Origin of the sequence: Rhizobium sp. Root1220, assembly GCF_001426265.1 — a bacterium.
GTDB lineage: Bacteria > Pseudomonadota > Alphaproteobacteria > Rhizobiales > Rhizobiaceae > Rhizobium.
The window spans coordinates 530,084-556,178 of sequence record NZ_LMDG01000001.1 but is presented as its reverse complement, the minus strand read 5'-3'; the positions used below and the strand labels follow the sequence as shown (position 1 = coordinate 556,178).

Genomic DNA, 26,095 nt, shown 5'->3' with positions numbered 1-26,095 from the left:
CCGCCAGTTCAGGCAATATCAGTCCTATCTACGCGATCACATGCGATCCCGATAGCGGTCGCGCCAGGCTGGCTGCGCCCCTTCGACGGGAAGTGCCGTCGCCTCGTAGACGCCCCGCGCGACCGCGCGGGCCATAACCAGTGTGGCAAGGTGGCAAAGCTCCAGGAAGTCTCTCATTCCGTTGCGCGGTTTCTTTCCTGTCGAGGCCGCAAAGACGGTGTCGCCGTCCAGCGGCAGGTGCGCCGGCAACAGCGCGCGCGCAAACCCGTCATGCGCCATGATCGCAAGGCGATGCGCCTCCTGCTTGGTCAACACGGCATCCGTCACGATGGCGCCGATCGTGGTCGCTGTCGTGCTCATACCCTTCAGTCGCATTGCTGTGTCGCTTGGCGACGGCCGCGATGGCAGTCCGAGACCGCCGTATTCGCCGTGTCGCTCGAAGGGAGCTGACCAGAAGTGAGGCCCTTCGCCCACTGTCGCCGAGCCGAGTGCGTTGACCGCGACCACGGCCGATATTCTGAGGCCGCTGTCTGTCTCCGCACTTACGGACCCCAACCCGCCCTTGAAGGTCGCGGTCGTCGCGCCTGTTCCGGCGCCAACGGTGCCCAGGGCAAATTTCCCTTTCCTGGCGGCCTTGAAGGCATCATAGCCCATGTCTCTGTAGGGCGAATGTGTCCCCCAGTCCTTGTCGCCACCATTCAGAAGGTCCATCAGGATTGCCTGGGGCACGATCGGAACGCGGACATTGCCGACGGGGAAACCTCGGCCAACCTCGCGAAGGCCGGCCTGGACGCCGCCGGCTGCATCAAGCCCGAATGCCGAGCCACCGGAGAGTACCAGGGCATCCACCTCACCCACAGTCATCGACGGATCGAGAAGTGCGGTGTCACGTCCGCCCGGCGCGCCGCCAAGCACCACCCCGGAGGCTGTTGCCGGCTCATCGAAGACAATAGCCGTCACACCTGATCCAAGCTTCAGATCGGTCGCGTGGCCAATCGACACGCCGTCGATATCGGTGAGGAGGTTAAGCACGCGCACGAACCTTCATTGAAACGGAAGCGCACGATAGGATCGCAAGGACGATCAAAAAACAAGACCGGCCCTGCTGTTGGCGGGACCGGTCAAAAGCTTCAGGAGGCCGTTCGGCCGTGGCTGCCTCATGCTTTCAGGCATGGATCGGCTTGGGATGCCGGCGCGTCATCAGATCATGAATAGCCAGCTTCACTTCCGCCGGCGAACTGAAATGCTGCTCGTCCAGATCATGAACGTGAAACTTCACGGCTATGAACTTCAGCCGGTTTTCGTCCGGAATGACGATCCCTACCGGAACGCCTGCATACTCGATGACTTCTTTTTTCATGCGTAGAACTCCTGCCGCGCGAGGTGCGCAGGCGATGGCGAATTGACTTGTCTGATACCGTTGTAAGCGGACGAACGTCACATTCGACAGTTCGGGCGGGAGAGGGCGCCCGGACGGTCACAGCCCAGCACGGAACGCCCAAGGAAATCGGCGAGAATATCAATGTCTGTCATGTCTCGTTCCTTTCTTGGCCTTGTGCTTGCTTCTGGCCCAGCTTGCTGGGTCGGCGATGACTGGCTTTAGTAATCTACTCTATTTGTAGATAATACATAGCAGTCGTCAGAAACATATTCCGAAGCGTGTCAAAATATCGACGATTCGGAAAATTTAATTCCACGATACTCGAATTGCCTGCAAGACCTTTATCAAGACTTTGTGCAATTCGCGTGACAGTCGGAAACGGCTCCTTCAATCACCGGAGCAGACATAGGGAGCCCTGCTGATTCCGGCAATGGCGCTTTTGATTAAAAAGCGCCGGGCCTCGAAATGACCGAAATGGTTAACGGCGGTGCGGGTGCCTACCAGCCCTCGGAAAGTACCTTTTCAAGCGCGCTGACGAAGAAATCCGCGCTTTCGACCGTCAGGCAAAGCGGCGGTTTGATCTTCAACACATTGAGGTGATCGCCGGTCGGCTGCATGATGACGCCGAGGTCGAGCAAGCGATCGCAGATTGCGGACGTCTCCTCCCTTGCTGGCTCCAGTGTGGTTCTGTCGCGTACCAATTCGAGGCCCAGGTACAGGCCCATTCCGTGGATCGCGCCGGCGATCGGATAGAGCTCCACCAGCCCTGCGAGGCGCTCCTTCAGGTGATCGCCGACCCTGCGCGCGTTCTCCTGCAAGCCTTCGTCAGCCAGAATATCGAGGACCGTCAGTCCGGCGACGCAACTTACGGGGCTGCCACCCGTGGAGGAGAAGAAATAGCCTTCCTTCTCCAGGGATTCGGCGATGGCTTTCGTGGTGATCACGGCGCCGATGGGATGGCCGTTGCCCATGCTCTTGGCGACCGTGATGATGTCCGGCACCACGCCCTGCTGCTCGAAGCCCCAAAAATGGTGACCAAGCCGGCCATAACCGACCTGCACCTCGTCCGCGATGCAGACACCGCCGCGGGCGCGCACCTGCGCATAGACGGCGGCAAGATAACCATCCGGAAGCGAAATGCCTCCGGCATTGCCGTAGACCGATTCGGCGATGAAACCGGCAAGGCGCTCGTCCCGGAAATCGATCGCTTCCAGGACCGGCAGGACCGTTTCCAGATATCTGGCCGTCGAGTCCGGACCACGAAACTCACCGCGATAGGTGTTCGGCGATGTGACTGCGTGCACCCATTCGGGCCGTGTTGTCAGCGCCTGTGGATTGTCGGCGATCGATGTCGAGACCGCATCACTGGCAACCGACCAGCCGTGATAGGCCTCCAGCAGGCAGAGTGTGTTGCGGGCGCCGGTATGTGCCCAGGCAAGACGCAGCGCGAGGTCGTTTGCCTCGGAGCCGCTATTGACCAGGAAAACCGTGTCGAGCCCTTCCGGCGCCAGGCCAGCCAATCGCTCCGAAAACTCGGCGATTGCCGCATAGTGAAAACGTGAATTGGTATTCAGCCGCAACCATTGCTCGCTGATCGCCTCCGCCAGGCGAGGATGACCGTGGCCGAGAACGGTGACGTTGTTGACCATGTCGAGATAGGCCCGCCCCTCGACATCGAACATGTGTTCTTTCCAGCCGCGCTCCATCTGTGGCGGCGTGTCGTAGTAATTCTTCTGCGGTCCGGCCAGGTGACTGCGGCGATTGGCAAGAACCTTCGGACTGCCGGGCTTCGGCGCTTCGACGGACGCACCGAGAAGTGCGGCAGGGGATGGGCAAAGCTCCGACCACGCCACCACTTTATGCGGCGGGCTGAAGAGCGGAGGCTGAAAGCCTTGCAACGTGCAGAGCTGAACTCTCAGCCCGCCAAGGGATGATGGCTCGCCCGACACGGCGCCGATGACCTGCCCCGGCTCGACATCGACGCCATTCTCCAGCGACAGATCGAGACCGTCGATGTGGAGACTGACCCCTTCCCCGGCCAGGACGAGGTGGTGATTGTTCCAATCGATCCTTCCGGCATAGGGAGCGGCAACGGCGCTGCCCGCAGGCACGCAAATGTCGGCATGCAGCGCATGGGTCGCCGACGGCTTGGCACTCAGAATACCGGCGCGGGACAATCGATACTCGCCATAGCGTGTGGCTGCTGTGCCGGATTCAGCAGCCGACCGGGCAAGCAGACGCCAGTCCATATCGGCTTGTGACCAGTTGCCGGCGGCAAAATGCGGGCTTTGAACGCCGAGATCGACATAGGCGATGGTTTCCGGATCGATATCCGGAAGCAGGGGTTGCCAGTCCTGCATGTTGACGGCCACCGATTCGAGGCCAACCGCCCGCAGGATCGCCGTTTCCATAAGTTCGAAGGGTACGGACACGGCAGTATCGAATATGCGGCGCTCCAATGCGAGGTTGTCGCGCACATAGTCGTTTTCCGGATCGATGGAAATCTGCTGCTCGCCGCTCGCCACCAGGATGACGGCACGTGCGACGATGAGCGGCCAGAGCGCTCGCAATTCCTCCTCCTGGAGGGGATAGACCTCGTGGTAGGCCACGACGGCCGGGAGAATGTAGAAGGGGTCGTCATCGGCCTGATGAAGCAGCGATGCGCAGGTGACGGCCAGATCGCCGACCAGCCACCCGCGAATGATGTCCCCGAAATCGATAACGCCGTCCGGTATCAGGCGGCGCTGAGCGTCGCGATGGCTGACGACGTTGTCGCCGGTCACATCATGATGCACCGCCTGCAGGCGAAGCGATGGGGCCAAAGGCTGGATACGGCGCACCGCCGCGACCATGGTTTTGGCGATGCGATCGCGCGCGGCGCTGTCGGTGATTGCGGAAAGCAATTGAACGGCAACGGGCCCGGCCCGGCGCAAGTCCCATTGCAGGCTGCGATCGAGGCCAGGATGGGTGAAGTCCGCAAGCGACTGCGCCAGCCGTGCGCACAGGGCGCCAAGCGCCGAGACCGAGGCTACCGGCAGGTACTTGCGCCCGGTCAGGCCCTCGCCTTCGAGATACTCAAGCACCCGAACCTGAAACGTCTGGTCGCGCACCGTGACGGCGACGATGTCCTGCCCGTCGGTCGACGTCACGACGCGCGGAACCCGCGGCGCATCCTCCTTTGCGCTGATATGCTGGATCGCGGCGTTCTGCGCCTCCAGCTCCAGCGTCTCGTAGGCCATGTGGCAGATTTTCAGCACATAGCGCCGCTCGCCGGTATCGACCCGGTAGTTGCGGTCCTGTTGGCTGCCGAGGTCTTCGATGGTTCCGGACAGACCGTAGCGCGACTGAAGAATGTCGCCTGCTTCCGCCGCTGTCACGTCCGGGCGCGGCAGCGTCATACGGTCGGCAAGCGTATCGTCGGTCATGGCATCCCCCGCGGCATGATTCGATTTCGCAGAGTAAGCAGATAATCGATGCCTTGCTACCGGCAAGCAGAACGACTGCACTGCTGCCGATGACGGAGTACTGCGAGGTGGGGACTATATTACCCCATGCGCTCGGACGCGTAGCTGCCCGGGCTCGCGGGAAACACGATCGTGCGGTTGCCATTCAGGAAGACACGGTGATGGATGTGGGCATGGATGGCGCGCGCCAGAACCTGGCTTTCGACATCACGACCGATCGAAACATAGTCGTCGGCACTCTGGGCATGGGTGATGCGGGCGGTGTCCTGTTCGATGATCGGACCTTCATCGAGATCGGCGGTGACATAGTGCGCTGTCGCGCCGATCAGCTTCACACCACGCTCGTAGGCCTGCTTGTAGGGATTGGCACCCTTGAAGCTCGGCAGGAAGGAATGATGGATATTGACGATGCGACCCGACATCTTCCTGCACATGGCGTCAGAGAGAACCTGCATGTAGCGGGCAAGCACGATTAGCTCGGTGCCGGTCTGCTCGACCACGTCGAGGATCTGGGCCTCGGCTTGCGGCTTGTTTTCCTTTGTCACCTTGATGTGGTGGAAAGGGATGTCGTGGTTGACGACGACCTTCTGGTATTCGAAGTGGTTGGAAACCACGCCGACGATATCGATCGGCAGCGCGCCGATCTTCCAGCGGTAGAGCAGGTCGTTCAAACAGTGGCCGAAGCGGGAAACCATCAGCAAGACCTTCATGCGGCTGGTGCCGTCATGAATTTCCGCCTCCATCTCAAATCTCCCGGCAATCGGCTTGAAACCCTCCTTGAGAGCGGAAAGCTTGACGCCTTCCTCGGAAATGAAGCTGACGCGGGTGAAGAATCGGCCGGTGTCTAGATCGTCGAACTGCGACGAGTCGACGATATTGCAGCCCTGGTCGGCAAGATAGTTCGCAATCGCCGCGACGATCCCGCGCGTCGATTTACAGGTCACCGTCAGTACGTAGCTCGTCATGTTTCTTGTCCCTTTTGCGGCGCTCGCCGGAAGGCCTGCTCTCGTCATCAGTCCAATTTACGGCAGATCGTTCTAAAGCTTGTTCCGCTTGCGGCGTCGAAACTCGCATCCCCGCCGTACCGATTCATTCTACGAGGCGAGGGCCGGCTTTTTCCTCGGCGTCGTTATCTCGTGTATCACCGCCCCGCCGACAGATGAAAGAACGAGGCAAATGGCCACGAAAGAAGCGGGATTGTGCAGTATGCCGATCGGCAAATGCCCGCTGATGACTCTGACAAACGCCAGCGTGAAGGCATGCGTGATGTAGATGGCGTAGGAGCAGTCGCCGAGATAGCTCAGCCAGCCGATAAGAGGCAACCGCGAAAAATCGATCGATACGGCACCGTAGACGATGAAAACGGCGGGTATGCCCCACGCGTAGAATCGCCCGGCCGGCCCCACCAGCGCCTCGTTCAACGGCAGGAATACCGCTCCGAGTGCAAGGGCAGCCCAGGCCAGGTTTCGCGGCAGAAGGATTTTATTCGCGTATAGCCAGCCGAGAATCACGCCCGCCAGAAATTCGAGGATGATCGGTTCGCCGTAGAAGGTGGTTGCTGTTGTCGCCGGCAAAATATGACAACCGATAAGAATGACGGCAAAGGTCGCGCCCATGGCGGGAACGCGCCAGCGTTCGGGAACCGGCAGCAACAGAGCGAAGACGAGGTAGAAGAACATCTCGTAGTTCAGAGTCCAGCCGGGAACGACAATCGGTGCAATCAAGGTGGGATCCGCTGGATTTCTCCAGGGGAGGAAAAACAGCGATGCCAAAAAATGCGGAATGTCGAAGACGGTGGATTTCAGGATGGAAGGCGCCAGCAACGCCACAGTGGCCGAAAACAGTGTGGCCAGCCAATAGAGCGGAACGATGCGCTTGATACGTCGGCGATAGAATTCGACGGGAGAGATGGTGCGCCCCTGCGTGGTTAGCCACATCACGAAGCCGCTCAGAACGAAAAAGATGTCGACGCCTGTTTCTCCGAACGTATAGCGTGCCGGATCGAACGTCGCATCGACCTTCTGAAACTGCAGGACGGAGTGGAAATAGACCACCATCAGCGCCGCGATCGCGCGCAGATATTGAAGCTGGAACAGCATTGAGCCAGCGCTCCCCTCGATACCGCGGCGCCATCGCTGATATGGGCCGCGCTCTAACGCAATACGATGTCCCGACGGCTCACCCGACACGCGGCTTGTCCACGAAACGCATGTAACCGATCACAAGCCAGAGAAGCCCGGAAATTTTCATCGAGAAGATTGCCGTTCCGCCGATCATCATATTCAGGAAAATGAAAAGAGAAAGTGAATGGGCCGCGCGGCGCTGCGCTGGCGTCGTGCCGGCTGGATAGAGGCAGACGAAGAGCCAGAAGGCGATCACGCCGAAGATGGTGGCGCCATAGAGCAGATAGACGTAGCCGCTGTCGGCAAACTCTGCGATTCGATCGACCGATAGGCCCAACGGCGCCAGGGGATCGATCTCCATCAGCTTCTTCATCGTCAGGTTGATACGCCCGGTGAAGTTATCGCCGGTAGCGTTCGGCTCCCGCAGGTAGACCAGAAAACCGGCGGCGACGATCAGCGGCATCAGCATCAGGCTGAACAGCTTCGGGATCATCGGAAACACGAAGTAGCCGGCAATGCAGGCGAGGCTGAAGATCAGCATGGTCCGCGTGTCGTTGGTGGTCAGAATCAGCAGCGATGTCGCAATCATCAGCATCCGGTCCCATCGCGACAGCCGGTCCCACATGGAGATGAGATAGACCGCGATCACACCGCAAAAGTTGGCAAGCGATACCTGTTCCAGGAAGATCGACGAAGAGCGGTGGTCGATGATGCCGAACGAGAACCGGCCCGGAAAACCAAGAGCGTTCTGAAAGAGACCCGTCGTGTTGAAGCTGTAGGGTTTGAGACCGCGCGTGTTGGCGAAATAATCGGATGGATGCACCAGGCTGACGTAGAATTTCACATCCACGATCTCGAAGATCAGGAAGATCAGGACAGCAAGCGCGGCGATCCGGAAGGTCAGCTTCAACGTTCTTTCATTGCTCCAACTTCCGAGGCCGGCGAAACAGAAGATAATCAATACGTTGCGGAAATGGTCGATGAACGCCATTCTGTTCAGCACGCTCACGTAGATCGTCACAACCAGCGTGAAGAGCATGAAGAGGAGCCCGGGCAGGTCGTCCTCGTATATCCCCCTTTTCAAAAGATAGAGGACGGCGCCTGCCATGATGAGGCCCTCGCTGGCCGCGACATGCGTCATCGAGAGCGGAAAAATATTGTGATTTATGTAGGCAAGCAGACCGTTGTAAAGGACCGAAAGAAGGCCCAGTACCAGAACGGGATAGTCGATCCGTTGCACCGCGACTTGGCTCCTGTTGCGGGTTCCGGGAACGTCTCGCGCCAGGTCCGTACCTTCGGCCAGGGCCAATCCGGCTTTCATCTCAACCTCTCGGCTGCGGGCTGGCCAGGCAGCTCGGCGGGGCCGTGCCTTCGACCGCCGTCGCGCGGGTAAGAATCGTCATTTGAGGGCGCTCGTCGCCGCCGTGCGGCTGCACATTGAAGGGCTCGTCGTGCGGCCACCAATCGCCCGCGGCCCAATAGGACCAGCCCAACCAGACGTCGCTGTTGTCCGAAATCTGCTTGAGAATGGTATCGACGGCTTCGACGCAGGGCTTGTGCGACGATACGCCGAACTCCCCGAGAAACCCTCGCTTCTTGGTTTCCCTGAGCCAGGAGGTCATCGCCGCGATGGCGTTGATCGCGGTTTCTGCGCCCTCGCAGGTGGCATGCGTTCCCGACGAGTCGGTATCCAGATACTGGTGCACTTCATAGGCGTAGTTGTCGGCCGTGTCGCGGATACCCATCATCACCGTGCCGTTGGCGCCACCGATGATGTCGTCCTGCCAGCTCGAAGCACCGCTCCATGCGGTGCCTGGCACCAGAATGAGGTTTTTGGCGCCGACAGCGCGGATGCTCCGAATTGCGGCGTTTGCCGCCTTCAGCCAGTCGGTAGCCGGAATGTCGTGCGGTTCATTCATCAGCCCGAAAATCACACCGTCCTGATTGGCAAATTCGACCGCCAGCCGAGCCCAGAATTCGGCGAAGGCGACGGAGGTCACCGGCGGAATGCCGATCCGGGTCTTGTCGTAATAGGCGAAGTTGTGCGGATCGATGATCGCCGACATGCCGTTATGGCGTATCGAGGCGACGGTATCCGTCAGGCGTTGCAGCTCGTCGACATCGAGCGCGGCGCCGAGAGAGGGCTGCAGATGCTCCCAGCGGACCGGCAGCCGGATGACAGTCATGCCCTTGGCGGCGAAGTATCGGACGGTCGCCTCGGTGGGGTAGGTGTAGTTGGTCCCGTATGTCCCGGTGCGATCGCCGTATTCCGCTCCGGAGAGGTTGACCCCCCGGTAGCAGAGCGGTGCCTTCTGCGACGCATGGCCGGCAAGCGGGTAAGCGCAAGCTGCCATCGCAAGCAGCACCACCAGACGCACTTTTGATTTTTCCAGAAAGAGCATGCTTAGCGCTTTTGATTGCGACGGTCGCCGCTGGTTCGGATGTCGGCTCCAGCTTAACGGTCCGTTAGCTAAGAATTTCTAAAGTCAGGAGCAGCACGACCGGATGCGGTTGGGTGCAAGAGCAAATTCATGAGCCAAATCGACAGAAACAGGGTCAGTCGGCTGCCACAGTGGCGCAGCCACGAGCCGGAGGACGCCGCGCCGCAGGTCGAGCGTGCGCGCAGCCCTGCCTTGCGGCCCGCCGATTTCGCGCGACCGAGGACGGAATTTGTCGATACCCTTGCGCCGGACACCCCTGCACCGGCACCGCCGCAAGCTGGCCCGCAACAACCGGAGCCGCTGGTCGAGGTCACACCGGTCCAACCCGCCACGGTTCAAGTTGCCGGCCCGCTCCTTGACCTGGGCACCGCTGTCACCGCCATCTGGAACCGCCGCCGGATCGTTCTCGGTCTCGCCGTGGTCGGCGCTCTCGCGGGTGCCGTGGTCGCGCCCCTTGTTCCGCAAAAATACACGGCCACCGCCAGCCTCTACTTCGATCCGCGAAACGTTGGCCCGGTAGATCCCTCTGCCTCGTCATCGGGTGTCTCACCCGACATGGTTTCGGCTCTGGTCGACAGCCAGGTCCAGATTCTGACATCGGGGAATGTCTTGCGGCGCGTCGCGGAAGCACTGAACCTCTATGAAGACCCGGAATTCATAGGCGGCCGAACCGATGGAGCGGCCGTGATCGGCGCTTTGCAAAAGGCTGTCGTCATCACGCGACAGACGACCACCTATGTCGTTTCTCTCGCGGCCACGACGAAAGATCCGGAGAAATCCGCAAAACTCGCCAATCAGGTGGTCGCCTCATTTCTTCAAGAAGAGAGCAGCGCCTCGAATGGCCTCTATGAAAGCACCTCGAGTGCGCTCGACGGCCGCCTCAACGACCTTCGCCGCAAGGTGCAGGAGGCAGAGCAGGCTGTTGAAACCTACCGCGCCGACAACGACCTGACGGCGACCCAGCAGGGCCTGATCTCGGACCAGCGCCTGACTTCGCTGAACGCATTGCTGGTAACGGTGCAAGACAAGGCGATTCAGGCGAAAACACGGGCCGATGCCGCTTCCAGACTGAGCTTCGAACAGGTCGTCGCGAACGGTCAGGGAGATCAAGGCGGCGTTTCAACGGCCCTGGCCAGCCTGCGCCAGCAATACTCGTCCCAGGCGGCGGTCGTCGGTAGCCTTGAAAGCCAGCTGGGCGGCCGTCATCCGCGCCTGCAGGCGGCTCGATCGTCGCTGCAAAGCACTGCCGATGAGATCCGGGGAGAACTGCAACGCCTGAGAGCGTCGGCCCGCGCGGAATACGATCAGGCAAAGAAGGCAGAGGATGCGGTCTCCAGGGAACTGACGGTCCAAAAGGCGCTTCAGGTCAATTCGTCCGACAAGCAGGTCGAACTCAATGAACTGCAGCGCAAGTCCGTGGCGGCGCGCGACATCTATGAAGCCGTTCTCAAGCGCTCTGGCCAGACGAACGAGGAACAGAACCTCGTGCGCAGCAACACCCGCCTGATCTCCGAAGCAGAGCCGCCGGTGAAGGCCGATGGTCCCGCCAAGAAAGTCATCCTGGTCGCCGGGATCATCGGAGGCTTCTTCGCTGGCTTCACCGCTGGTGCCGCCTTCGCGATCCTCGCGGGTCTCGTCGCCCATCCGGTGATCAGAAGCTATCTTCGCCGACCGGTCTGATCCCACTTCTCCGCAGCAGCATGCTCGACCGCCGTGCGACCGCTTGATGTCGTGCTCCTGGCTGCCTACATCCAAAGATGAGGACGAACAAGTGGATCCCCCGACAAGGCGATGAGGATGCGGTTTCCAACGGTTTTGCTGACGGTTTTGACGCTCGCATCCGGCGGCGTTGCGCCAGAGGCAAGTTTTGCGACCGATTGGAAACGCGCCGGCGAAGCGCATCCCCAGTTGATCTACCCCTACCCGAATTTGCCGGGCGTCAGGGCACAGCCCGAGCCGAAGGACGAAGAGCAGTATCGTTGCAGGACGGAGACGCAGTTGATCCGGCGTCGCCATGACCAGATTTTCCGGTCGGGCGGCATACCGACGCTTGTCTATGTCTGCGACGGTGATGGCTTGGAAAGCCGCGGCGTGAAAGTGCCTTTGCGCGGCCACTATCAGCCTGTCCGCTGACCCGCAGCCGGCCTCACTCATATGGAACGATCGACGGGGTGCTTTTGCCCCCGCTCCACATTTTTTCGCCGAGGCTCTTGCCGCGCGCGCGAATGCAGGAGAAAACGCGTGCGACCAAGGCTTTGCGGCGCTATTTCAGAGCCCTCGGTAACAGAGAGGTGCGCCTGTTCGTATAGGGTACTGACGTTGAAGTATTCGGAGCGTGAAGAGGCGTGGAGCGAATGGATGCGCGGCGCCCTTAAGGGCGACACGAAGGCGTACCACCGCTTCCTTGCGGCGGTCACGCCGCATCTGCGCGCCATGGCACGAAGACGCTGCGATCAACTCGGCGCGCCCGCGAGCGAGGCGGAGGACGTGGTGCAGGAAGTATTGCTTGCGGTCCATTTGAAGCGAGGAACCTGGGATGCGGCGCGCCCGATTGGACCCTGGCTATCGACCATTGTACGCAACAAGTTGATTGACAGCCTGCGCCGCCGCGGACGGCATGTGAACGTCCCGATCGAGGATGTTATCGCGACGCTGGAAGCGGACGAACAAACGGATGCCTTGGATCGGCTCGACGCAGAGCGCATGCTCGCGAGGCTCAGGGACCCGCAGCGCGACATTGTCCGGTCAATTTCGATTGACGGTGCAGGCGTTCGCGAAACGGCCGAGCGGCTGAATATGACTGAAGGAGCAGTACGCGTTTCGCTTCATCGCGCTTTGAAATCGCTCGCAGCTCTATACCGGAGTGAGACACGTGAAGACGAATGACCTGATCAGCCTGCTGGTGGAAGATGCGCCGGTCCGCGCGCGGCTGGGACGGGCACTGATCTTGGCGTTGGTGGCCGGTGTCGTCGTCTCGGGCTCGATCTTGCTCTCGACGATCGGCATTCGCCACAACATGGCAAGCGTTTTCGAAACAGTGCGCGTTCTCTTCAAGATCGCCTTTACGCTCGTTCTCGCTATCACCGCCTGTGGCGTGGTGTTCCGTATCGGCCGGCCTGGTGCCGAGCTGAAAGCCAGTGTTGTGGCTCTTTTCATTCCATTGGCGATGTTGGTCACCGCGGTAACCTCGGAACTTGCAGTGGTGCCGCCAGGTGCGTGGGAGACAAGCCTCGTGGGCAATAACGCGCGCTTTTGCCTGGTGTTCATCCCGGTGTTGTCGCTTGCACCGCTTGCAGGCTTTCTCCTGGCGCTGAAAGTCGGCGCGCCCGCGCGCCCGTCACTTGCAGGCGCGACAGCGGGCTTTGCCGCCGGCGCGCTCGCGGCAGCCATCTATGCCTGGCATTGCCCCGACGACAGCCCGCTTTTCGTGGCAACCTGGTACATGATCGCCATCGCTGCTGTTACGGCAATCGGCGGCCTCATCGGGCGACGATATCTGCGCTGGTGATCGACGAAGAAAAAGTACGCACACAGGCGTGTTTTAAGCCGCGCCATCTCATCGTCAAAAGTCACATATCGTCCAAGGTCATATGGCGCGACAAGTAAAGGACCGCTGCAAACATCCCCGCGACGGTAGCCCCCACAATCAGCAGGTTGTCACCGCCTCGTGGGTCGTCGCCTTCGAGGCGGCATTTGCGTTTAATTTCCCGTGCAATGGCAAATGGGATGCCCATGGAAAGAATCGCCGCCACCGCGACGTGAACGATAATCACTGTCTTTGTCCTCAATAACTGTTCTGCAATATATTGCCGGCCACCTACGGGCCGAAGTATTTACTTGTCTCGTTAAGTGCCGCGATATGCCTAAGCCGTTTTGGTCCCACAGGATGCGCCGTCTCAAAAAGCTCCGTCAGCCCCAGCCAATATCGACATCGGTGACTGAGCGACGACGGACGCCAGTTCTCAGACCCCTTGAGGTGACCTTGTTGTACCGATCTAGAAAAATGTCAGGAGTGCCATGATGCACCGCCATTTTGAACATCTGTAAGCACCCAACGCCGACAGCTAAGCACCAATCGGACGGCAATGGAAGGAAAAAATGCCTATCGCTGCCAGCAGGAGTTCAAGAGGAGTTTGCCGTCTATATCGGACTAGAATCGACCTCTCTCGGACTGTCGTTCCTGCCACGCCTATTGCCAAAGTTTGCCACTACTGTGTAGCAGCGAACAGCCGACAATCCTTGAACAATCAAGGAAGCAACAACCTAAGTAGGAATGGTGCCCAGGCCGCAATGCGCGGCCTGTCGTCGATGTGCAATGCTCCAACGCGCGTGCTGCTCGTATCTGGTGTGGATGCGACGCCAGTCCTTGAGCCTGCCGAACATGTTCTCGATCTTGTGGCGTTTTTTTTGTAAAGCACGCGGTCATGCGGGATTGCCACCTTGCGGTTGGCCCTTGAGGGAATGCAGGCGGTTATCTTGCGCTTGGCAAGGGCGTCTCGAAACCAGTCGGCGTCATAGCCTTTGTCGGCAAGCAAAGTCTTGGCGGTGGGAAAGGCGTCGAGCATCTGAGCGGCATTTGCCGGTCATTGATGCGTGGCACACCGTGCGACAGCGGAAAGCAAGGCCCGATCCGGCGCATCTGCACCTCCGGCAGAAGCATCAAATCACTCATAACAGCCTCTCCATTCGATCCCAATGAATCAAAGACAGAAAAGCGATACAAGTGATTTAATAGGTCCTGAGCCTAATCCTTGGAGCGGTATCGCGCCATTATTCGGCCCGGCGTCGTGGACGTCGCTCTTTTTCGGGCCGTCATCGAAACTTCACGCAACGGTCAAATGGCTGTCGTGCGTGGCAACTAGACGCTCTCCATTGCAATCTGTTTTGCAGCAGGAGAAATCAATGTCACGGAAATTGCAGACGGTCCTGGCGGCCGGCGTCGCCGTTTTTTTAAGCACGGTAAGCGCGGCAGACGCCGCAACCACAGTCAAGTTCTGGCACGCCTTCAGCAAGGGGAACGGGGAAGCCCTGAACAAGGTCATCAGCAATTTCGAGGCGGCAAATCCCGACGTAAAAGTCGAGGCTGAGTTCGTTGGAAACTACAACGATATCGTTGCCAAGCTTCAGGCTGCCATTCCAGCACGACGCGCACCGGACGCGGTTATCCTGGAAGTCACGCGCTATGGCTTGTTTGCCAACAACAACGTGCTGACAGACCTCACCCCATACTTCGACGCGGATCCACTGAAGAAGGATCTCTACGACTACGCGAAGGAAGTTGGCGTAATCGGCGGCAAGAACTTCATCGTGCCTTTCAACTCCTCGACGCCAGTCGTCTATTTCAACAAAGACATCTTCAAGCGTGCCGGCCTCTCGGAGGACACGCCGCTCAAGACTTTCGATGACATTTCCGCCGCTGCCAAGACGATCACTGACAAGCTGGGTTCCGAGGGCATCTCCGGGATCGCGGCGCCAGGTCAGTTCGCCCGTTGGGGCGTGGTCATGTCCAATGACAGTGAGCTCGTCGACCCGAAGACCGGTGAGATCCTGCTCGACAAGCCCAACACGATCGAGGCGTATCAATGGATGGCATCCCTCGTGCACGAGAAGAAGGTTGCATCGCCTGATGGCGTGACCGACGAAGATAAGGGAGGTGACGCCTTCCTGGCCAAGAAAGTCGGCATCATGATGAACTCGACTGGCAACTACGTTGGATCCAAGAAGGCGCTGGGCGATGCTTTGGCCGTTCGTCCGATGCCTTGCAACAAGACCTGCTCGGTTCCTATCGGCGGTGCTGGAATTGGTATCCTTGCAACCTCTCCGAAGGAGGTCCAGGACGCCGCCTACAAGTTCATCAGCTACGCCGCTTCTCCGGAAGCGAACGCGACCTGGTTTGCCGCAACGGGCTACCTTCCTATCAACAAGAAAAGTGCCGCATTGCCTGCCGCAACGCAAGCACTCGCGACGCAGCCTGGCATCGATGTGGCGATTAACTCGCTCCCGGTAGCGCATGGACGGGCAAGGACCACAGTCGTCAGCTGGATGCGCTCCACCGAATACAAGATGTGGGAGGCGATGGCCCTGGGCCAACGCGGCGTCGATGAGACCATGAAGGACTTCGCTGAGCAAACGCGAGACGAAGAAAAGCGGGCTGGCAACTGATCTCACAAAGGGTCCGGCAGCAGGATGCTTCCTGCTTGCCGGGCGATTCCCATACGATGTTTCGCAAACTCACTCCGTATCTATTCGTAGCGCCGCTGATGCTCTTCATCGCGGTATTTACGTACATTCCGATCATAATGAGTCTGGATCTGAGCTTCAGGCAGTGGAACTTCTTGTCCCCCGACATGCCATTCGTCGGCCTGCGCAACTACGAGCAACTGCTCTCGTCTAGTGAGCTTTGGAACTCCCTGCGAGTCACCGCGCTCTTCACCATCCTCTCCGTTCCACTGCGCCTGGGGCTCGCGGTCGTGATCGCCAGCTTCCTGGCGCGAGAGAACGTTTCCTCACGACTTCTTCGCGGCGCACTGTTTCTGCCGTCGGTGACCTCGACCGTCTCCATCGGCGTTGTTTTCTCCTGGGTATTCGCGACCGACTATGGAATGGTCAACGCCCTCCTGGTCAAAATCGGTCTCGGCAGGGTTCAGTGGCTGCAGGAGCCCCACCTGGCTCTCTGGGTGCTTATCTTCGTCAACACCTGGAAACAGCTTGGATATGACGTCGTCATCTACATTGCTGGCCTTCAGGCAATTCCACGGGAGCTCTACGATGCCGCTGCAATCGACGGAGGCAAGTGGCTGCGTGTCTTCCGCCGGGTCACCTTGCCGCTGGTCATGCCGACGACCTACTTTTTGCTGGTGATATCGGTGATCGAGGCGTTCCAAGTCTTCACCATCGTCGACGTGATGACCCATGGTGGACCCGCCGGGTCGACCGACATGCTGGTCAACCTTCTCTATGAAATTGGTTTCGTGCTGTTTGACATCGGACGGGGTTCGGCCCTCGCTGTCCTGCTGTTCATTCTCCTGATTGCTCTGGCGCTCCTGAAGTCTCGTATCATCGGCCGGAGGGTTCACTATGAAGCCTGACAATCCACTGATTGCCCTCCTCGCGCTCGTAGCCGGCGTCCTCTTTCTATCGCCAGTGCTCTATTCGATCTGGATGTCATTCCAAACGGTTGACGCCGTCTACAGCGGCGGGGTGAGCTTCACGGTAGACAACTACACACGCGCATTTGGCGAGTTCAACTTTGCGCGCTACCTGCTCAACAGCATCATCGTCTCTGGTCTCGTCACAGTTCTCGGCATTACGCTTGCGACTATGGCGGCCTATGCCTTCGCGCGGTTCAACTTTCGGGGCGGAAACTTTCTGTTCGCCGCGACCGTCGCCACCTTGATGATCCCGAGCCACATCACCCTCATCCCAAACTATCTTACGCTGGCCAAGGTTGGCCTGCTCGACAGCTATGCTGGGCTGATTCTGCCGGCGATCTCGAACGGTTTTGCGGCGTTCTTTCTCCGGCAGTATATCCGCGGCATCCCGAAAGCATTGGACGAAGCCGCCTACATGGACGGCGCGACGCCGTCGAAGGTCCTCTGGCGTATCATCGTGCCACTTTCACGTCCGGCGATCGCGTCGATGGCGCTCTACATCTTCATGACCGAGTGGAACAGCTACATCTGGCCTCTGGTCGCCGTCGGCAAGCAAGACCTCTACACCCTCCAGATCGGTCTCGCCCGCCTCTATCGTATCAATCCAGGCGAGGGCCTCGTTGACTGGCCACTCGTGATGGCGGCGTCGACGATCACCATCCTCCCGGTTCTTCTTGGTTTCCTCATGGTTGAACGCCACCTCGTGCGCGGCATCACCATGGGCGCTGTAAAATGACAAGGACAACGCTGAAATGACGCGCATAGCATCCCATCGTGGTGGCACTCTCGAATTCGGCGACAGCACGCCACAAGGATTCGCCGCAACTGCAAGAATGAGGCTGGACGAGGTCGAATTCGACGTCCATCCGACGTCCGATGGCAATATCGTCGTCCATCACGACGCGACCCTCGACGCGACCACCGACATGTGCGGCGCGATCGCAAGTATGACACTGGACCAGGTGCGCCAGGCAACGATCAAGTACAGCTCAGGCGGTCATCCCCTGACCCTGGATGAGCTCTGTGCGCTTTATTCAGACAGCCACGTCAACTTACGATGCGAAATCAAACCGAGCGTCGACGGCCTCCCTTACCAGGGATTCGTGCGACAAGTCGTATCGCTGCTTGAGCGGCAATCGATGCTTGAGCGGACGACGTTCTCATCATTTCTGGTCGAGTCGATCGACGATCTGTCTAAGGCCACCGACCGTCCGTTGCTCTGGCTTGTAAGCCCTCCGGTCCTCAAGCAGATTGGTCCAAGGGGCATTGTCGAGCTCTGCAAGTTGCATGACATCCCCGAGATCGGTGTTCATATCGACACGGCGGACAAGGAATTGACAAAATTCGTGACTGAGGCGGGCCTGCACTTCGGTTGCTGGGCAGCCCATACGCGTGACCAGATACAAAAGGCCCTGGAACTGGGGACCAAAGTGTTCACCACGGACCGCCCTTCCCTCGCGATAGCCGTGCGTGAGGAATTCCATGCCGGAGGCAAGGCATGAGTGGCATCTCGCTTCGCGATATTCGCAAGTCCTATCCGAACGGTCCACGGGTGCTGCACGGGGTCTCGATGGACATCAAGCCTGGTGAATTTGTGGTCATCGTCGGGCCATCCGGGTGCGGCAAATCCACATTGCTGCGCCTCATGGCCGGTCTTGACCGCTGCGAGGAAGGCGAGATCAAAATCGGTGGCCGCATAGCAAATGACGTTGCACCGCAGGATCGCGACATCGCGATGATCTTCCAGAACTACGCGCTGTATCCTCACATGACCGTGCGTGAGAACATCGCCTTCGGTCTGGAACTACGCGGTATGAAGAAAGGCGAACGCAATCTGCGGGCCGAAAACGTGGCGGAGGCATTGCAGCTTGAGGCATACCTCGACCGTAAGCCAGGGGCCCTATCGGGAGGTCAGCGCCAGCGCGTGGCGATGGGGCGTGCGATGGCCCGCAACGCATCGATATTCTTGATGGACGAGCCGCTTTCCAACCTCGACAACTCGCTCCGGGTAGCGATGCGCACCGAGATCAAAGAACTGCACCGTCAACTCGGAGCGACAATTGTCTATGTCACCCACGATCAGACCGAAGCGTTGTCGTTGGCCGACCGCGTAGCTGTCATGAAGGACGGCCACCTGTTGCAATTCGACCGGCCCGAAGTGATCTATGACCGACCGCGGAACAGGTTTGTGGCGAGCTTTCTCGGAGTGCCGCCAATTAACCTGCTCCCAGCGGCAATGTTGCCGGGCTGGGACGGAGTACCAGGTCTGACGGCAGGCCTCCGTCCGGACATGCTTTCAGTTCACTTGGCCGCGCCGTCGCAACCAGCCTTCCCGGCACGTATCACCGTTTCGGAACTTACTGGGTCTGACGTCCTTTTGCATTGCGACACCCCTGCGGGACGTTTGACCGTGAATGCTCCGCGCAAGGATGTTCCGCCGGGAAAAGCAGATGTCTGGATCACCTATGACCTGGAGCAAGTGCTGTTCTTCGACGATGCAAGTGGCGAGAGGGTGGAATTTGGTCCTGATCGGGTCCGTGCAACAACCGCATCGGGTCATGCATGAAGGATACCCTCGCGTCGCCCTTGCTGCTGAGCGATCTGATAAACCGCAATTCCTCGCGACTAACCGCAGCCGATACCCGTCTCCTTGACGTCATGATTCGTGATCCGATACGCGCGGCAATGGAAAACGGAACGGACGTGTCGTCTCGCGCGGGCGTACATCCCGCCTCGGCTGTCCGGCTTGCCCGGCGTCTGGGCTTCAAAGGCTATCCTGAGTTCCGGGCGTTCCTGCAAAGCAGCTTGCGGGACGGAGGCAACGACTTCGAAAGTTCCGCTGCTCGCATGGCGGCCCGTTTGGTGCGGGCGGAGGAAGGCGGCCTTCTCGCATCCATCCTCGACAGCGAGATCTCCGCTCTGGAGCGCCTGAGAGCCAGCATTTCCGACGCCGACATTCGCGCATTTGCCGAGAGCCTGCGTGATTGCCGTCGTCGCATCTACATCATAGGGCGCGGACATTCCTCGGCCCTGTCGTCGCTCATTGCACTCAGGTTGGTCCGATCAGGTTACGACGCCGTCGATATTGGGAGCTCGATGCATCAGTTGCCTGAGGTGTTACACGGCCTTTCCAAAGACGACGTTCTGTGGATCTTGGCCTTTCGAAACTCACCATCGATCGTTCGAGAAGTGCGCCACGTCGCCGCCGCGAGGGGCGTTAGGACACTTGCCCTGACGGACAGTGCCGCGAGGATAGAGCCCCCGCCTGACCACCAAATCGTTGTTTCGCGGGGCGAGCCAGGCGAGTCTCAGTCGCTTGTCGTCCCCATGACGGTGGCAAACGCCGTCATTTTGGACCTCGCGGTCATCGATGACGGTCGGTCTCTCCAATCACTAGCTTGTTTCAGGTCATTTCGAGCAGGCCTTCATGACTGACTGGCGGCGCGCCGGGCGCGCCGACTCAACAGCGGCCATTTGTCGGCGACCCATGTCGCTGCTTCCCGTAACACGCTCGAACCCCTAAACTTCCCGCATCCCGCATCCCGCGGCAAAGGCATGGTTGAGAGACCGGCGTCATTTTCTCTCGCCGAGCTCCAGAATATGCCTGCACGCACCTAGATAACCCATCATATAACTCCATGCCAATCTGTGTGGCGAGGGTCGATAACGGGGAAGTTGAGAGTCCGGTCCGGGCGTCGATGGCAACCGAAGTACCTTCGCGCGATACGAGAGCAACAATACCACAGTCCGGGGAGTTATCATTGAGCGTGTTTACCCGCGGGCTGGGCATGTTCTCTACCGGGAGCGGTGCATCGAGTTCAATATGGACTGGTACGCGCTGGGCCAATCTGACCCATTTGAAGCCGGAAGCGCTACCCGTTGGTGGACGATTTATCTTTCTCAGCTTATGCACCCGGCGCCAAGAAGGCGCGGTGGAGGTCCGCCTTCCAGTTCGGTCGGGACCGTGAATGTCTGCGTTAAGCTAGCCTTGGGTCAGAATCTTGTGATCAATTCTATCCATGATGCCCGGCGTGGCGCGGCTCGCAATCTCGGTTTGACAAACCTCTGGCTTACAGAATACCGGATAACCGGCAGTGCATCTGTCTATTTTCTCATGAGCGGCAGCAGCTGCTCTCCCTGGCGCTTGATTTCCCCGAGATAAGGCGTGTCCGAGAGAACAAAATGGGTGATGCCAAGCGCCTCGTACTTGCGCAGCGATGAGGCAACGTCTTCGGCCGAGCCGACGAGCCAGGTGGTTCCCGCTCCGCCGCCGCCGAATTTTCCCGGCGCGGTATAGAGGTTGTCGTCGAGTACATCGCCGCGTTCGTGGAGTTCGAGCAGGCGACGCTGGCCGACGGCGACTGTCAAGCGATGGTCCTGCCAGGTGCCTCCCTGGCCGGCCGCCATCGCCGCAACTTTCTTCTCGGCATCGGCCCAGGCCTCTTCCCGCGTGTCTCTGACGAGGGTGGTGATCCTGAGGCCGAACTCCAATGGGGCGAGGTCTCGGTCAAGCTTCTTGCTCAGTGCCTTCAGGCGCTCTATGCGCTCCTTGACGCCATCGCGCGGCTCGCCCCAGAAAAGCTGGACGTCGGCCTCGGTCGCAGCGACTGTTTCGGCCGCGTCCGACGCGCCGCCGAAATAGAGCTTCGGATGGCGGCGGTGGCCGTTCTCTGTGATGCGCGGCTGAACAGTCGAACCTTCTACGCTGAAGTGGCCGCCCGAGAATGTGACGTTTTCTTCGGTCCAGAGACGGCGGACAAGGCGCATGAACTCCTTCGTGCGGGCGTAGCGATGTGCCTGATCGCCCTCGCTATCTCCGTAGGCGGCAAGATTGTCCTGACCCGAGACGATGTTGACGCGGACCCGGCCGCCGCTCAGATGATCTAGTGTTGCCGCAGCAGACGCAAAATTCGCGGGCCGCCAATAGCCTGGTCGAATTGCGATCAGCGGTTCGAAGGTCGTTGTGCGCGCCGCCACTGCGGCCGCAACGGTAAACGTGTCCGGCCGGCCCCAGCCGGTGCCGATCAGGGCGCCTTTCCAGCCGTGCTCTTCAAGTGCGCGGGCTTGCTCCGTCAGCGTTTCGAGGCTGTTGTGGTCGAGGGTCGCGCTATCGCCGCGGTGACCAGCTCTGACATCGTTTGGAATATACCAGAGGAATTCGGAGGTGTTGCTCATGCGTCTGCCTGCTTATCGATTTATGGGCTGTTTCGTGCGCCATGAAGGCCACCGGATTACTTGAGCGTGAAGCCGAGCTTGCGAATGACGCCCTTAAGGACGTGCCTGCCTTTCAACGCGGTCTCTGTGCCAATGCGGCTGCTGACCTGTTCGGTCCAGTCGGCCGGTGGCATCGCCTGCTCTCTCTGAAAGCTGCCGAGCGCGTGATTGTAGTCCACGAGGGCGGCTCGATGTGCCGTCGGATCGTAGCGATTGCGATGCAAGACCGCTTGCTGGGAAAGCCTTGGCTTGACGTCTGCTGGCCGGGCGGGATCGGGATATCCGACAGTCAGGCCGAAGACCGCGAATACCCCATCAGGCAGCCCCAATTCGCGCGAAACCGCTTCCGGATCATTGCGGATAGCACCGATGTAACAGGTGCCGAAGCCAAGGGACTCGAGCGCTACTACGGCATTCTGTGCAGCTAGCGCGGCATCGATGACGCCGAGCAGAAAGCTCTCAAGATAATCGAGGCCATCCGCCGTCCTGCCCTTCTCCGTTGCAATGCCGCGCGACCGGGCCAGATCGGCAAGCCAGACCAGAAGAAGCGGTGCCTCGGTGATTTGACGCTGGTTGCCCGCGACGGCATTCAGCCTGTCCTGAAGATCCTTGTCCTCGACGGCGATCACGCTCCACGCCTGAAGGTTCGATGAAGTTGGTGCCGATTGTCCCGCCGCGACCGCGATTTCGATTATATTGTCGGGCACAGATTGCGGAAGGTAGCTGCGAACGCTGCGATGACTGAGGATTGCATCCAGCGCCTCGTTCCAGCTTGCGGACAGCTTTTGACCGTTGCGATACCGGCTCGCCGCCAATGCAGTCAGTCTGTCTTTTTCCGGCGTGCTGGGCGCGGACAAAGTCATTCGTATCTCCTTGGCAATGCACGGATCACAGTGTGGACGGGAAACATGCCCGCTGGAGCAGGCACTTTCCAACTACAAAAGTTCCTTGAAGGTGTGCGAAATAGAATATCTTTTCTATAGCTTTTATTTTCTTGATCTACCCTGACCGTTCCTTCGAACGGAGATCGAAATGGGCGAAAGATCCCAACTCAGGCTCGGCGCGTTTCTCTACCCGACCGGACACCATATCGCCGCCTGGCGTCATCCGGATGCCCAGGCGGACGCAGGTTCCAACTTCGCACATTACGTTGAGCTGGCGCAGCTCGCCGAGCGTGGCAAGTTCGATCTTATCTTCATGGCCGATGGGGTCGGCACGCGAGGAACGGATATCGACGCTCTGAGCCGAACGGCCACCCGGTATGTTGCCCAGTTTGAGCCGATCACGCTTCTGTCGGCACTGGCGGCGGTAACGCGAAATATCGGCTTCGTCGCGACCGCATCGACGTCTTACAATGAACCCTACCATATCGCCCGTAAGTTTGCCTCCCTCGACCATATCAGCGGCGGAAGGGCAGGGTGGAACCTGGTCACGTCGTCAAGCGAGCACGAGGCGCACAATTTCGGCCGTGATGAACATTATGCCCACGGCGAGCGTTACGAACGCGCCGAGGAATTTGCCGATGTCGTAACCGGTCTTTGGAACACCTGGGAGGAGGGAGCCTTTCCGCGCGACAAGCAAAAGGGGCTCTACTTCGATCCCGCCAAACAGCATGTCCTCAATCATAAAGGCACGTTCTTCAAGGTCCGCGGGCCGCTCAATGTCGCACGCTCACCTCAGGGGCAACCAGTCCTCGTCCAGGCAGGCTCGTCCGAACCCGGCAAGGAACTCGCGGCGCGCACTGCGGAAGTGGTGTTCACCGCCCACCAGACATTCGAGGATGCCCGGGCCTTCTATGCCGATCTCAAGGGCCGCTTCGGCAAGTACGGCCGAGATCCTGAAGACCTGAAGGTCATGCCCGGCATTTTCCCGGTTGTCGGTCGGACGACGGCCGAAGCCGAAGAGAAATTCGAAGAAATTCAGGAGCTGATCCACCCTGTTGTCGGCCTCTCGCTGCTGAGCGGTATGACCGGCGGCGTCGATCTCTCTACCTATCCCATCGATGGACCAGTCCCGGCTTTGCCGGAAACCAACGCCAGCAAAAGCCGCCAACGCCTGCTGCTCGACCTCGCATATCGCGAAAATCTGACCATCCGACAGCTTTATCTTCGGATCGCCGGTGCACGCGGACACCGGCAGATCGTTGGAACGCCGGCCCAGATCGTCGACGAAATGCAGCACTGGTTCATCGGTGGAGCGGCTGACGGCTTCAACGTCATGCCTGCACATCTGCCTGCCGGCCTTCGTGATTTCGTCGATCTCGTGTTGCCGGAGTTGCGCCGCCGGGGCCTATTCCGCACCGAATACGAAGGAAAGACGCTTCGCCAGAATCTGGGGCTTCGTGTTCCCCAACATCCGGCCACAGCCCCTCTTGCAGCCGAGTAGGATCATTATGAGCATCTCCCACCTTCAAGCCGACCATGTCACGCGCCGTTTCAAGATAGGAACCGATACGCTGACGGCACTCGACGATGTCAGCGTCGACGTTGCAAAAGGCGAATTCGTTACGATCGTCGGCGCAAGCGGCTGTGGAAAATCGACGCTACTGCGGCTGCTTGCCGGTCTCGATGCCGCAACTGCCGGCCAGATCCGCCACGCTGGCGCTGATGTTAGCGAGCCAAGTCTCAACCGCGGCATCGTCTTTCAGGAGCCTCGCCTCTTCCCCTGGCTGACGGTGGAGCAGAACGTCGCACTCGGCCTGCTTAACACCAAGCTTGTAAAGGCTCGCAAAGCCGAACTCGTACGCGAGCATCTCGAACTCGTCGGGCTCGGCGGCTTTGCCACTGTCTATCCGCATCAACTGTCTGGTGGCATGGCGCAACGCGCTGGCATCGCCCGCGGACTGGTCAGTCGCCCGAATGTCCTTCTCCTGGATGAACCGTTCGGCGCGCTCGACGCTATCACCAAGGCGAGGCTTCAGGACGAACTTCAGGAGATCTGGGCCAAGGAAGGCGTCACCATGGTACTCGTCACCCATGACGTGGAAGAGGCGGTCTATCTCGGGGACAGGGTTGTTGTCATGTCGCCCCGGCCGGGTCGCGTGCGCGAGATCGTTCCCGTCACGCTGGAACGGCCACGCAGACGAACCTCCGCAGAAACCGCAGCGGTTCGGGACCGCGTGCTCACGAGCCTTCACGCGACCGGCGAAGCCGGCACCCCGGTCTCGCGTCCAGCCCAAATGCCCGAACAGGTTCGCCCGCGGCCTGCAATTGCCATCGCACGATAAGCATCAACGGAGACCATCATGACGCCCTTAAAGTTCAAACATCTGGCCGCCGGCCTTGCCATTCTGATCGCGGCGGTATCAACGCCCGCTCGAGCTGAGGATCCCCTTGTCATCCATGTTGGCTACGCGGCAATCGGCGTCGACAACCGGCCCTATTCGGAAGGTACATCGGCAGCCACGGCACGCGCCGGCGAATTCCTGGAGAAGGAATTTGCCAACGACCCGAACGTCAAGATCGAGTGGACCTTCTTCAAGGGCGCGGGTCCGGCAGTCAACGAAGGTTTTGCCAACAACCAGCTAGACTTCGCATATCAGGGTGATCTGCCGGCGCTGATCGGCCGGGCCACTGGCCTGAAGACCAAATATCTGCTGGCGAGCGGCGCGAGAAAACCGCTCTATCTGGCAGTCGCCAAGGGTTCGGGCATCAAATCGGTCGAGGACCTGAAAGGCCGCAAGATCGCTTTGCAGCGTGGGACCAACGGCCATCTCGCGGCGATCAAGATCCTGGAAACCCATGGGCTAAGCGAACGTGACGTCCAGGTGATCAATCTCGATAGCGCAGGAACCGTCGCCGCATTGACCAGCAAGGATATCGATGCAGCCTTTGGCGACACGCAGCTCATCAATCTCGCCGCAAAGGGCGCTGCTGATGTCATCTATACGACCAAGGGCGACGATCCCCGCTTCGGCCGCAATGCAGGTATCATCGGCCGCGAAGCGTTTATCGATGCGCATCCCGAAATCACCCAGCGTGTCGTCGACGCCTTCGTCAAGGCGGCAAAATGGTCGTCGGACGAGCCGAACCGCGCTGCGCTCTTCGAGCTCTGGCACAAATCGGGCACTGCCATCCCAATTCTCGAGGAATATTTTAAGGGCGACACACTCGCCTACCGCAACTCGCCGCTGATCGATGATCTGCTCGTCTCCCAATATACGGAGCAGGGCGCCAAGAGCAAAGAATATGGTCTTATCCGCCGCGATGTCGATCTCAAGGGCTGGTTCGAGCCACGCTATCTCAACAGTGCGATCGAACGCCTTGGCCTGAAGAATTCCTGGCAGGCCTACGGCGCCGACGGCAAGCCGGTGGCGTCCTGA

Annotated in this window: 23 protein-coding genes and 1 pseudogene; 13 read left to right on the top strand and 11 right to left on the bottom strand. The window is 59.6% G+C overall.

All coding sequences use genetic code 11. From position 1 onward, the window contains the following. Positions 1-36: 36 nt before the first annotated feature. The 7 genes from ASC90_RS02715 to ASC90_RS02685 all read right to left on the bottom strand — a co-directional run bounded on the left by ASC90_RS02715 (position 37) and on the right by ASC90_RS02685 (position 9,322). Complete coding sequence (locus ASC90_RS02715; RefSeq protein ID WP_056535257.1) at positions 37-1,032, bottom strand: P1 family peptidase; 996 nt, start codon at positions 1,030-1,032, stop codon at positions 37-39. A 133-nt stretch (positions 1,033-1,165) separates the two neighbouring features. Then, positions 1,166-1,360, bottom strand: a complete 195-nt coding sequence (locus ASC90_RS02710; protein WP_007529092.1) for a hypothetical protein — start codon at positions 1,358-1,360, stop codon at positions 1,166-1,168. A gap of 518 nt (positions 1,361-1,878) precedes the next feature. Then, positions 1,879-4,806 carry an aminotransferase gene (locus tag ASC90_RS02705; protein WP_056535047.1) on the bottom strand — a complete coding sequence of 976 codons (2,928 nt, stop codon included), beginning with the start codon at positions 4,804-4,806 and terminating at the stop codon, positions 1,879-1,881. 119 nt (positions 4,807-4,925) lie between these two features. Next, on the bottom strand, positions 4,926-5,810 hold the full coding sequence (gene purU, locus ASC90_RS02700; RefSeq protein WP_056535045.1) for a formyltetrahydrofolate deformylase: 885 nt from the start codon (positions 5,808-5,810) through the stop codon (positions 4,926-4,928). Positions 5,811-5,939: 129 nt separating this feature from the next. Continuing rightward, positions 5,940-6,944, bottom strand: coding sequence for an acyltransferase (locus ASC90_RS02695; protein ID WP_056535043.1), 1,005 nt, complete (start codon positions 6,942-6,944; stop codon positions 5,940-5,942). A gap of 79 nt (positions 6,945-7,023) precedes the next feature. Further along, positions 7,024-8,289, bottom strand: coding sequence for a hypothetical protein (locus ASC90_RS02690; RefSeq protein WP_244480279.1), 1,266 nt, complete (start codon positions 8,287-8,289; stop codon positions 7,024-7,026). A gap of 1 nt (position 8,290) precedes the next feature. Then, the gene (locus tag ASC90_RS02685; RefSeq protein ID WP_244480286.1) at positions 8,291-9,322 is read right to left on the bottom strand and encodes a glycoside hydrolase family 5 protein; all 1,032 of its coding nucleotides are present in this window, start codon (positions 9,320-9,322) and stop codon (positions 8,291-8,293) included. A 177-nt stretch (positions 9,323-9,499) separates the two neighbouring features. On the opposite strand from ASC90_RS02685, the gene ASC90_RS02680 reads away from it, so the two are divergent. From ASC90_RS02680 to ASC90_RS02665, 4 genes are all read left to right on the top strand, one after another. Continuing rightward, positions 9,500-11,089 carry a GumC family protein gene (locus tag ASC90_RS02680; protein ID WP_056535039.1) on the top strand — a complete coding sequence of 530 codons (1,590 nt, stop codon included), beginning with the start codon at positions 9,500-9,502 and terminating at the stop codon, positions 11,087-11,089. A 117-nt stretch (positions 11,090-11,206) separates the two neighbouring features. Further along, entirely contained in the window at positions 11,207-11,542 is a 336-nt protein-coding gene (locus ASC90_RS02675) for a hypothetical protein (protein WP_056535037.1), read from the top strand. 186 nt (positions 11,543-11,728) lie between these two features. Then, on the top strand, positions 11,729-12,295 hold the full coding sequence (locus tag ASC90_RS02670) for a sigma-70 family RNA polymerase sigma factor (protein ID WP_056535035.1): 567 nt from the start codon (positions 11,729-11,731) through the stop codon (positions 12,293-12,295). Next, the gene (locus ASC90_RS02665) at positions 12,282-12,917 is read left to right on the top strand and encodes an NrsF family protein (RefSeq protein ID WP_056535033.1); all 636 of its coding nucleotides are present in this window, start codon (positions 12,282-12,284) and stop codon (positions 12,915-12,917) included. Before ASC90_RS02670 ends, ASC90_RS02665 begins: the two co-directional genes overlap by 14 nt. A gap of 61 nt (positions 12,918-12,978) precedes the next feature. Here the strand turns inward: ASC90_RS02665 and ASC90_RS02660 are convergent, their stop codons facing one another. Then, entirely contained in the window at positions 12,979-13,182 is a 204-nt protein-coding gene (locus tag ASC90_RS02660; RefSeq protein WP_056535031.1) for a hypothetical protein, read from the bottom strand. 490 nt (positions 13,183-13,672) lie between these two features. Then, a pseudogene (locus ASC90_RS29585) lies at positions 13,673-13,950 on the bottom strand (transposase); the annotation flags it as partial. Between the two features lie 361 nt (positions 13,951-14,311). Between ASC90_RS29585 and ASC90_RS02650 the strand changes: the two are divergent. Genes ASC90_RS02650 through ASC90_RS02625 form a run of 6 tightly spaced genes read left to right on the top strand, consistent with a single transcriptional unit; the run spans position 14,312 to position 19,995 of the window. Further along, complete coding sequence (locus tag ASC90_RS02650; RefSeq protein ID WP_056535029.1) at positions 14,312-15,571, top strand: ABC transporter substrate-binding protein; 1,260 nt, start codon at positions 14,312-14,314, stop codon at positions 15,569-15,571. A gap of 56 nt (positions 15,572-15,627) precedes the next feature. Further along, positions 15,628-16,497: a sugar ABC transporter permease gene (locus ASC90_RS02645; protein ID WP_056535027.1), complete on the top strand. Its 870-nt coding sequence runs from the start codon at positions 15,628-15,630 to the stop codon at positions 16,495-16,497. Continuing rightward, on the top strand, positions 16,487-17,296 hold the full coding sequence (locus tag ASC90_RS02640; RefSeq protein WP_056535025.1) for a carbohydrate ABC transporter permease: 810 nt from the start codon (positions 16,487-16,489) through the stop codon (positions 17,294-17,296). The genes ASC90_RS02645 and ASC90_RS02640 overlap by 11 nt, the downstream gene beginning before the upstream one ends. Before the next feature lie 16 nt (positions 17,297-17,312). Then, positions 17,313-18,062: a glycerophosphodiester phosphodiesterase family protein gene (locus ASC90_RS02635; RefSeq protein WP_056535023.1), complete on the top strand. Its 750-nt coding sequence runs from the start codon at positions 17,313-17,315 to the stop codon at positions 18,060-18,062. Beyond that, a complete protein-coding gene (locus ASC90_RS02630; protein WP_056535021.1) occupies positions 18,059-19,126 on the top strand; it encodes an ABC transporter ATP-binding protein in 1,068 nt (355 codons plus the stop codon). Before ASC90_RS02635 ends, ASC90_RS02630 begins: the two co-directional genes overlap by 4 nt. Further along, positions 19,123-19,995 (top strand): MurR/RpiR family transcriptional regulator, encoded by an 873-nt coding sequence (locus tag ASC90_RS02625; protein ID WP_056535019.1) that lies wholly within the window; start codon positions 19,123-19,125, stop codon positions 19,993-19,995. Before ASC90_RS02630 ends, ASC90_RS02625 begins: the two co-directional genes overlap by 4 nt. A gap of 669 nt (positions 19,996-20,664) precedes the next feature. On the opposite strand, the gene ASC90_RS02620 is transcribed toward ASC90_RS02625, so the two are convergent. Together ASC90_RS02620 and ASC90_RS02615 are read right to left on the bottom strand one after the other, a co-directional pair. After that, positions 20,665-21,735, bottom strand: a complete 1,071-nt coding sequence (locus tag ASC90_RS02620; protein WP_056535017.1) for an LLM class flavin-dependent oxidoreductase — start codon at positions 21,733-21,735, stop codon at positions 20,665-20,667. A 56-nt stretch (positions 21,736-21,791) separates the two neighbouring features. Beyond that, positions 21,792-22,637 (bottom strand): NADPH-dependent oxidoreductase, encoded by an 846-nt coding sequence (locus tag ASC90_RS02615; protein ID WP_056535015.1) that lies wholly within the window; start codon positions 22,635-22,637, stop codon positions 21,792-21,794. Between the two features lie 169 nt (positions 22,638-22,806). Here ASC90_RS02615 and ASC90_RS02610 point away from each other — a divergent pair, with 169 nt between their 5' ends. Genes ASC90_RS02610 through ASC90_RS02600 form a run of 3 tightly spaced genes read left to right on the top strand, consistent with a single transcriptional unit; the run spans position 22,807 to position 26,095 of the window. Next, entirely contained in the window at positions 22,807-24,159 is a 1,353-nt protein-coding gene (locus ASC90_RS02610) for an LLM class flavin-dependent oxidoreductase (protein ID WP_056535013.1), read from the top strand. A gap of 7 nt (positions 24,160-24,166) precedes the next feature. Continuing rightward, the gene (locus ASC90_RS02605) at positions 24,167-25,000 is read left to right on the top strand and encodes an ABC transporter ATP-binding protein (RefSeq protein WP_056535011.1); all 834 of its coding nucleotides are present in this window, start codon (positions 24,167-24,169) and stop codon (positions 24,998-25,000) included. An 18-nt stretch (positions 25,001-25,018) separates the two neighbouring features. Next, the gene (locus ASC90_RS02600) at positions 25,019-26,095 is read left to right on the top strand and encodes an ABC transporter substrate-binding protein (protein ID WP_056535009.1); all 1,077 of its coding nucleotides are present in this window, start codon (positions 25,019-25,021) and stop codon (positions 26,093-26,095) included.

Coding starts and splice junctions, on each gene's coding strand:
- ASC90_RS02625 (WP_056535019.1), top strand. CDS start 19,123: ATGAAGGATACCCTCGCGTCGCCCTTGCTGCTGAGCGATCTGATAAAC.
- ASC90_RS02645 (WP_056535027.1), top strand. CDS start 15,628: ATGTTTCGCAAACTCACTCCGTATCTATTCGTAGCGCCGCTGATGCTC.
- ASC90_RS02635 (WP_056535023.1), top strand. CDS start 17,313: ATGACGCGCATAGCATCCCATCGTGGTGGCACTCTCGAATTCGGCGAC.
- ASC90_RS02685 (WP_244480286.1), bottom strand. CDS start 9,322: ATGGCAGCTTGCGCTTACCCGCTTGCCGGCCATGCGTCGCAGAAGGCA.
- ASC90_RS02690 (WP_244480279.1), bottom strand. CDS start 8,289: ATGAAAGCCGGATTGGCCCTGGCCGAAGGTACGGACCTGGCGCGAGAC.
- ASC90_RS02695 (WP_056535043.1), bottom strand. CDS start 6,944: ATGCTGTTCCAGCTTCAATATCTGCGCGCGATCGCGGCGCTGATGGTG.
- ASC90_RS02615 (WP_056535015.1), bottom strand. CDS start 22,637: ATGACTTTGTCCGCGCCCAGCACGCCGGAAAAAGACAGACTGACTGCA.
- ASC90_RS02705 (WP_056535047.1), bottom strand. CDS start 4,806: ATGACCGACGATACGCTTGCCGACCGTATGACGCTGCCGCGCCCGGAC.
- ASC90_RS02710 (WP_007529092.1), bottom strand. CDS start 1,360: ATGAAAAAAGAAGTCATCGAGTATGCAGGCGTTCCGGTAGGGATCGTC.
- ASC90_RS02600 (WP_056535009.1), top strand. CDS start 25,019: ATGACGCCCTTAAAGTTCAAACATCTGGCCGCCGGCCTTGCCATTCTG.
- ASC90_RS02640 (WP_056535025.1), top strand. CDS start 16,487: ATGAAGCCTGACAATCCACTGATTGCCCTCCTCGCGCTCGTAGCCGGC.
- ASC90_RS02675 (WP_056535037.1), top strand. CDS start 11,207: ATGCGGTTTCCAACGGTTTTGCTGACGGTTTTGACGCTCGCATCCGGC.
- ASC90_RS02680 (WP_056535039.1), top strand. CDS start 9,500: ATGAGCCAAATCGACAGAAACAGGGTCAGTCGGCTGCCACAGTGGCGC.
- ASC90_RS02630 (WP_056535021.1), top strand. CDS start 18,059: ATGAGTGGCATCTCGCTTCGCGATATTCGCAAGTCCTATCCGAACGGT.
- purU (WP_056535045.1), bottom strand. CDS start 5,810: ATGACGAGCTACGTACTGACGGTGACCTGTAAATCGACGCGCGGGATC.
- ASC90_RS02620 (WP_056535017.1), bottom strand. CDS start 21,735: ATGAGCAACACCTCCGAATTCCTCTGGTATATTCCAAACGATGTCAGA.
- ASC90_RS02610 (WP_056535013.1), top strand. CDS start 22,807: ATGGGCGAAAGATCCCAACTCAGGCTCGGCGCGTTTCTCTACCCGACC.
- ASC90_RS02605 (WP_056535011.1), top strand. CDS start 24,167: ATGAGCATCTCCCACCTTCAAGCCGACCATGTCACGCGCCGTTTCAAG.
- ASC90_RS02650 (WP_056535029.1), top strand. CDS start 14,312: ATGTCACGGAAATTGCAGACGGTCCTGGCGGCCGGCGTCGCCGTTTTT.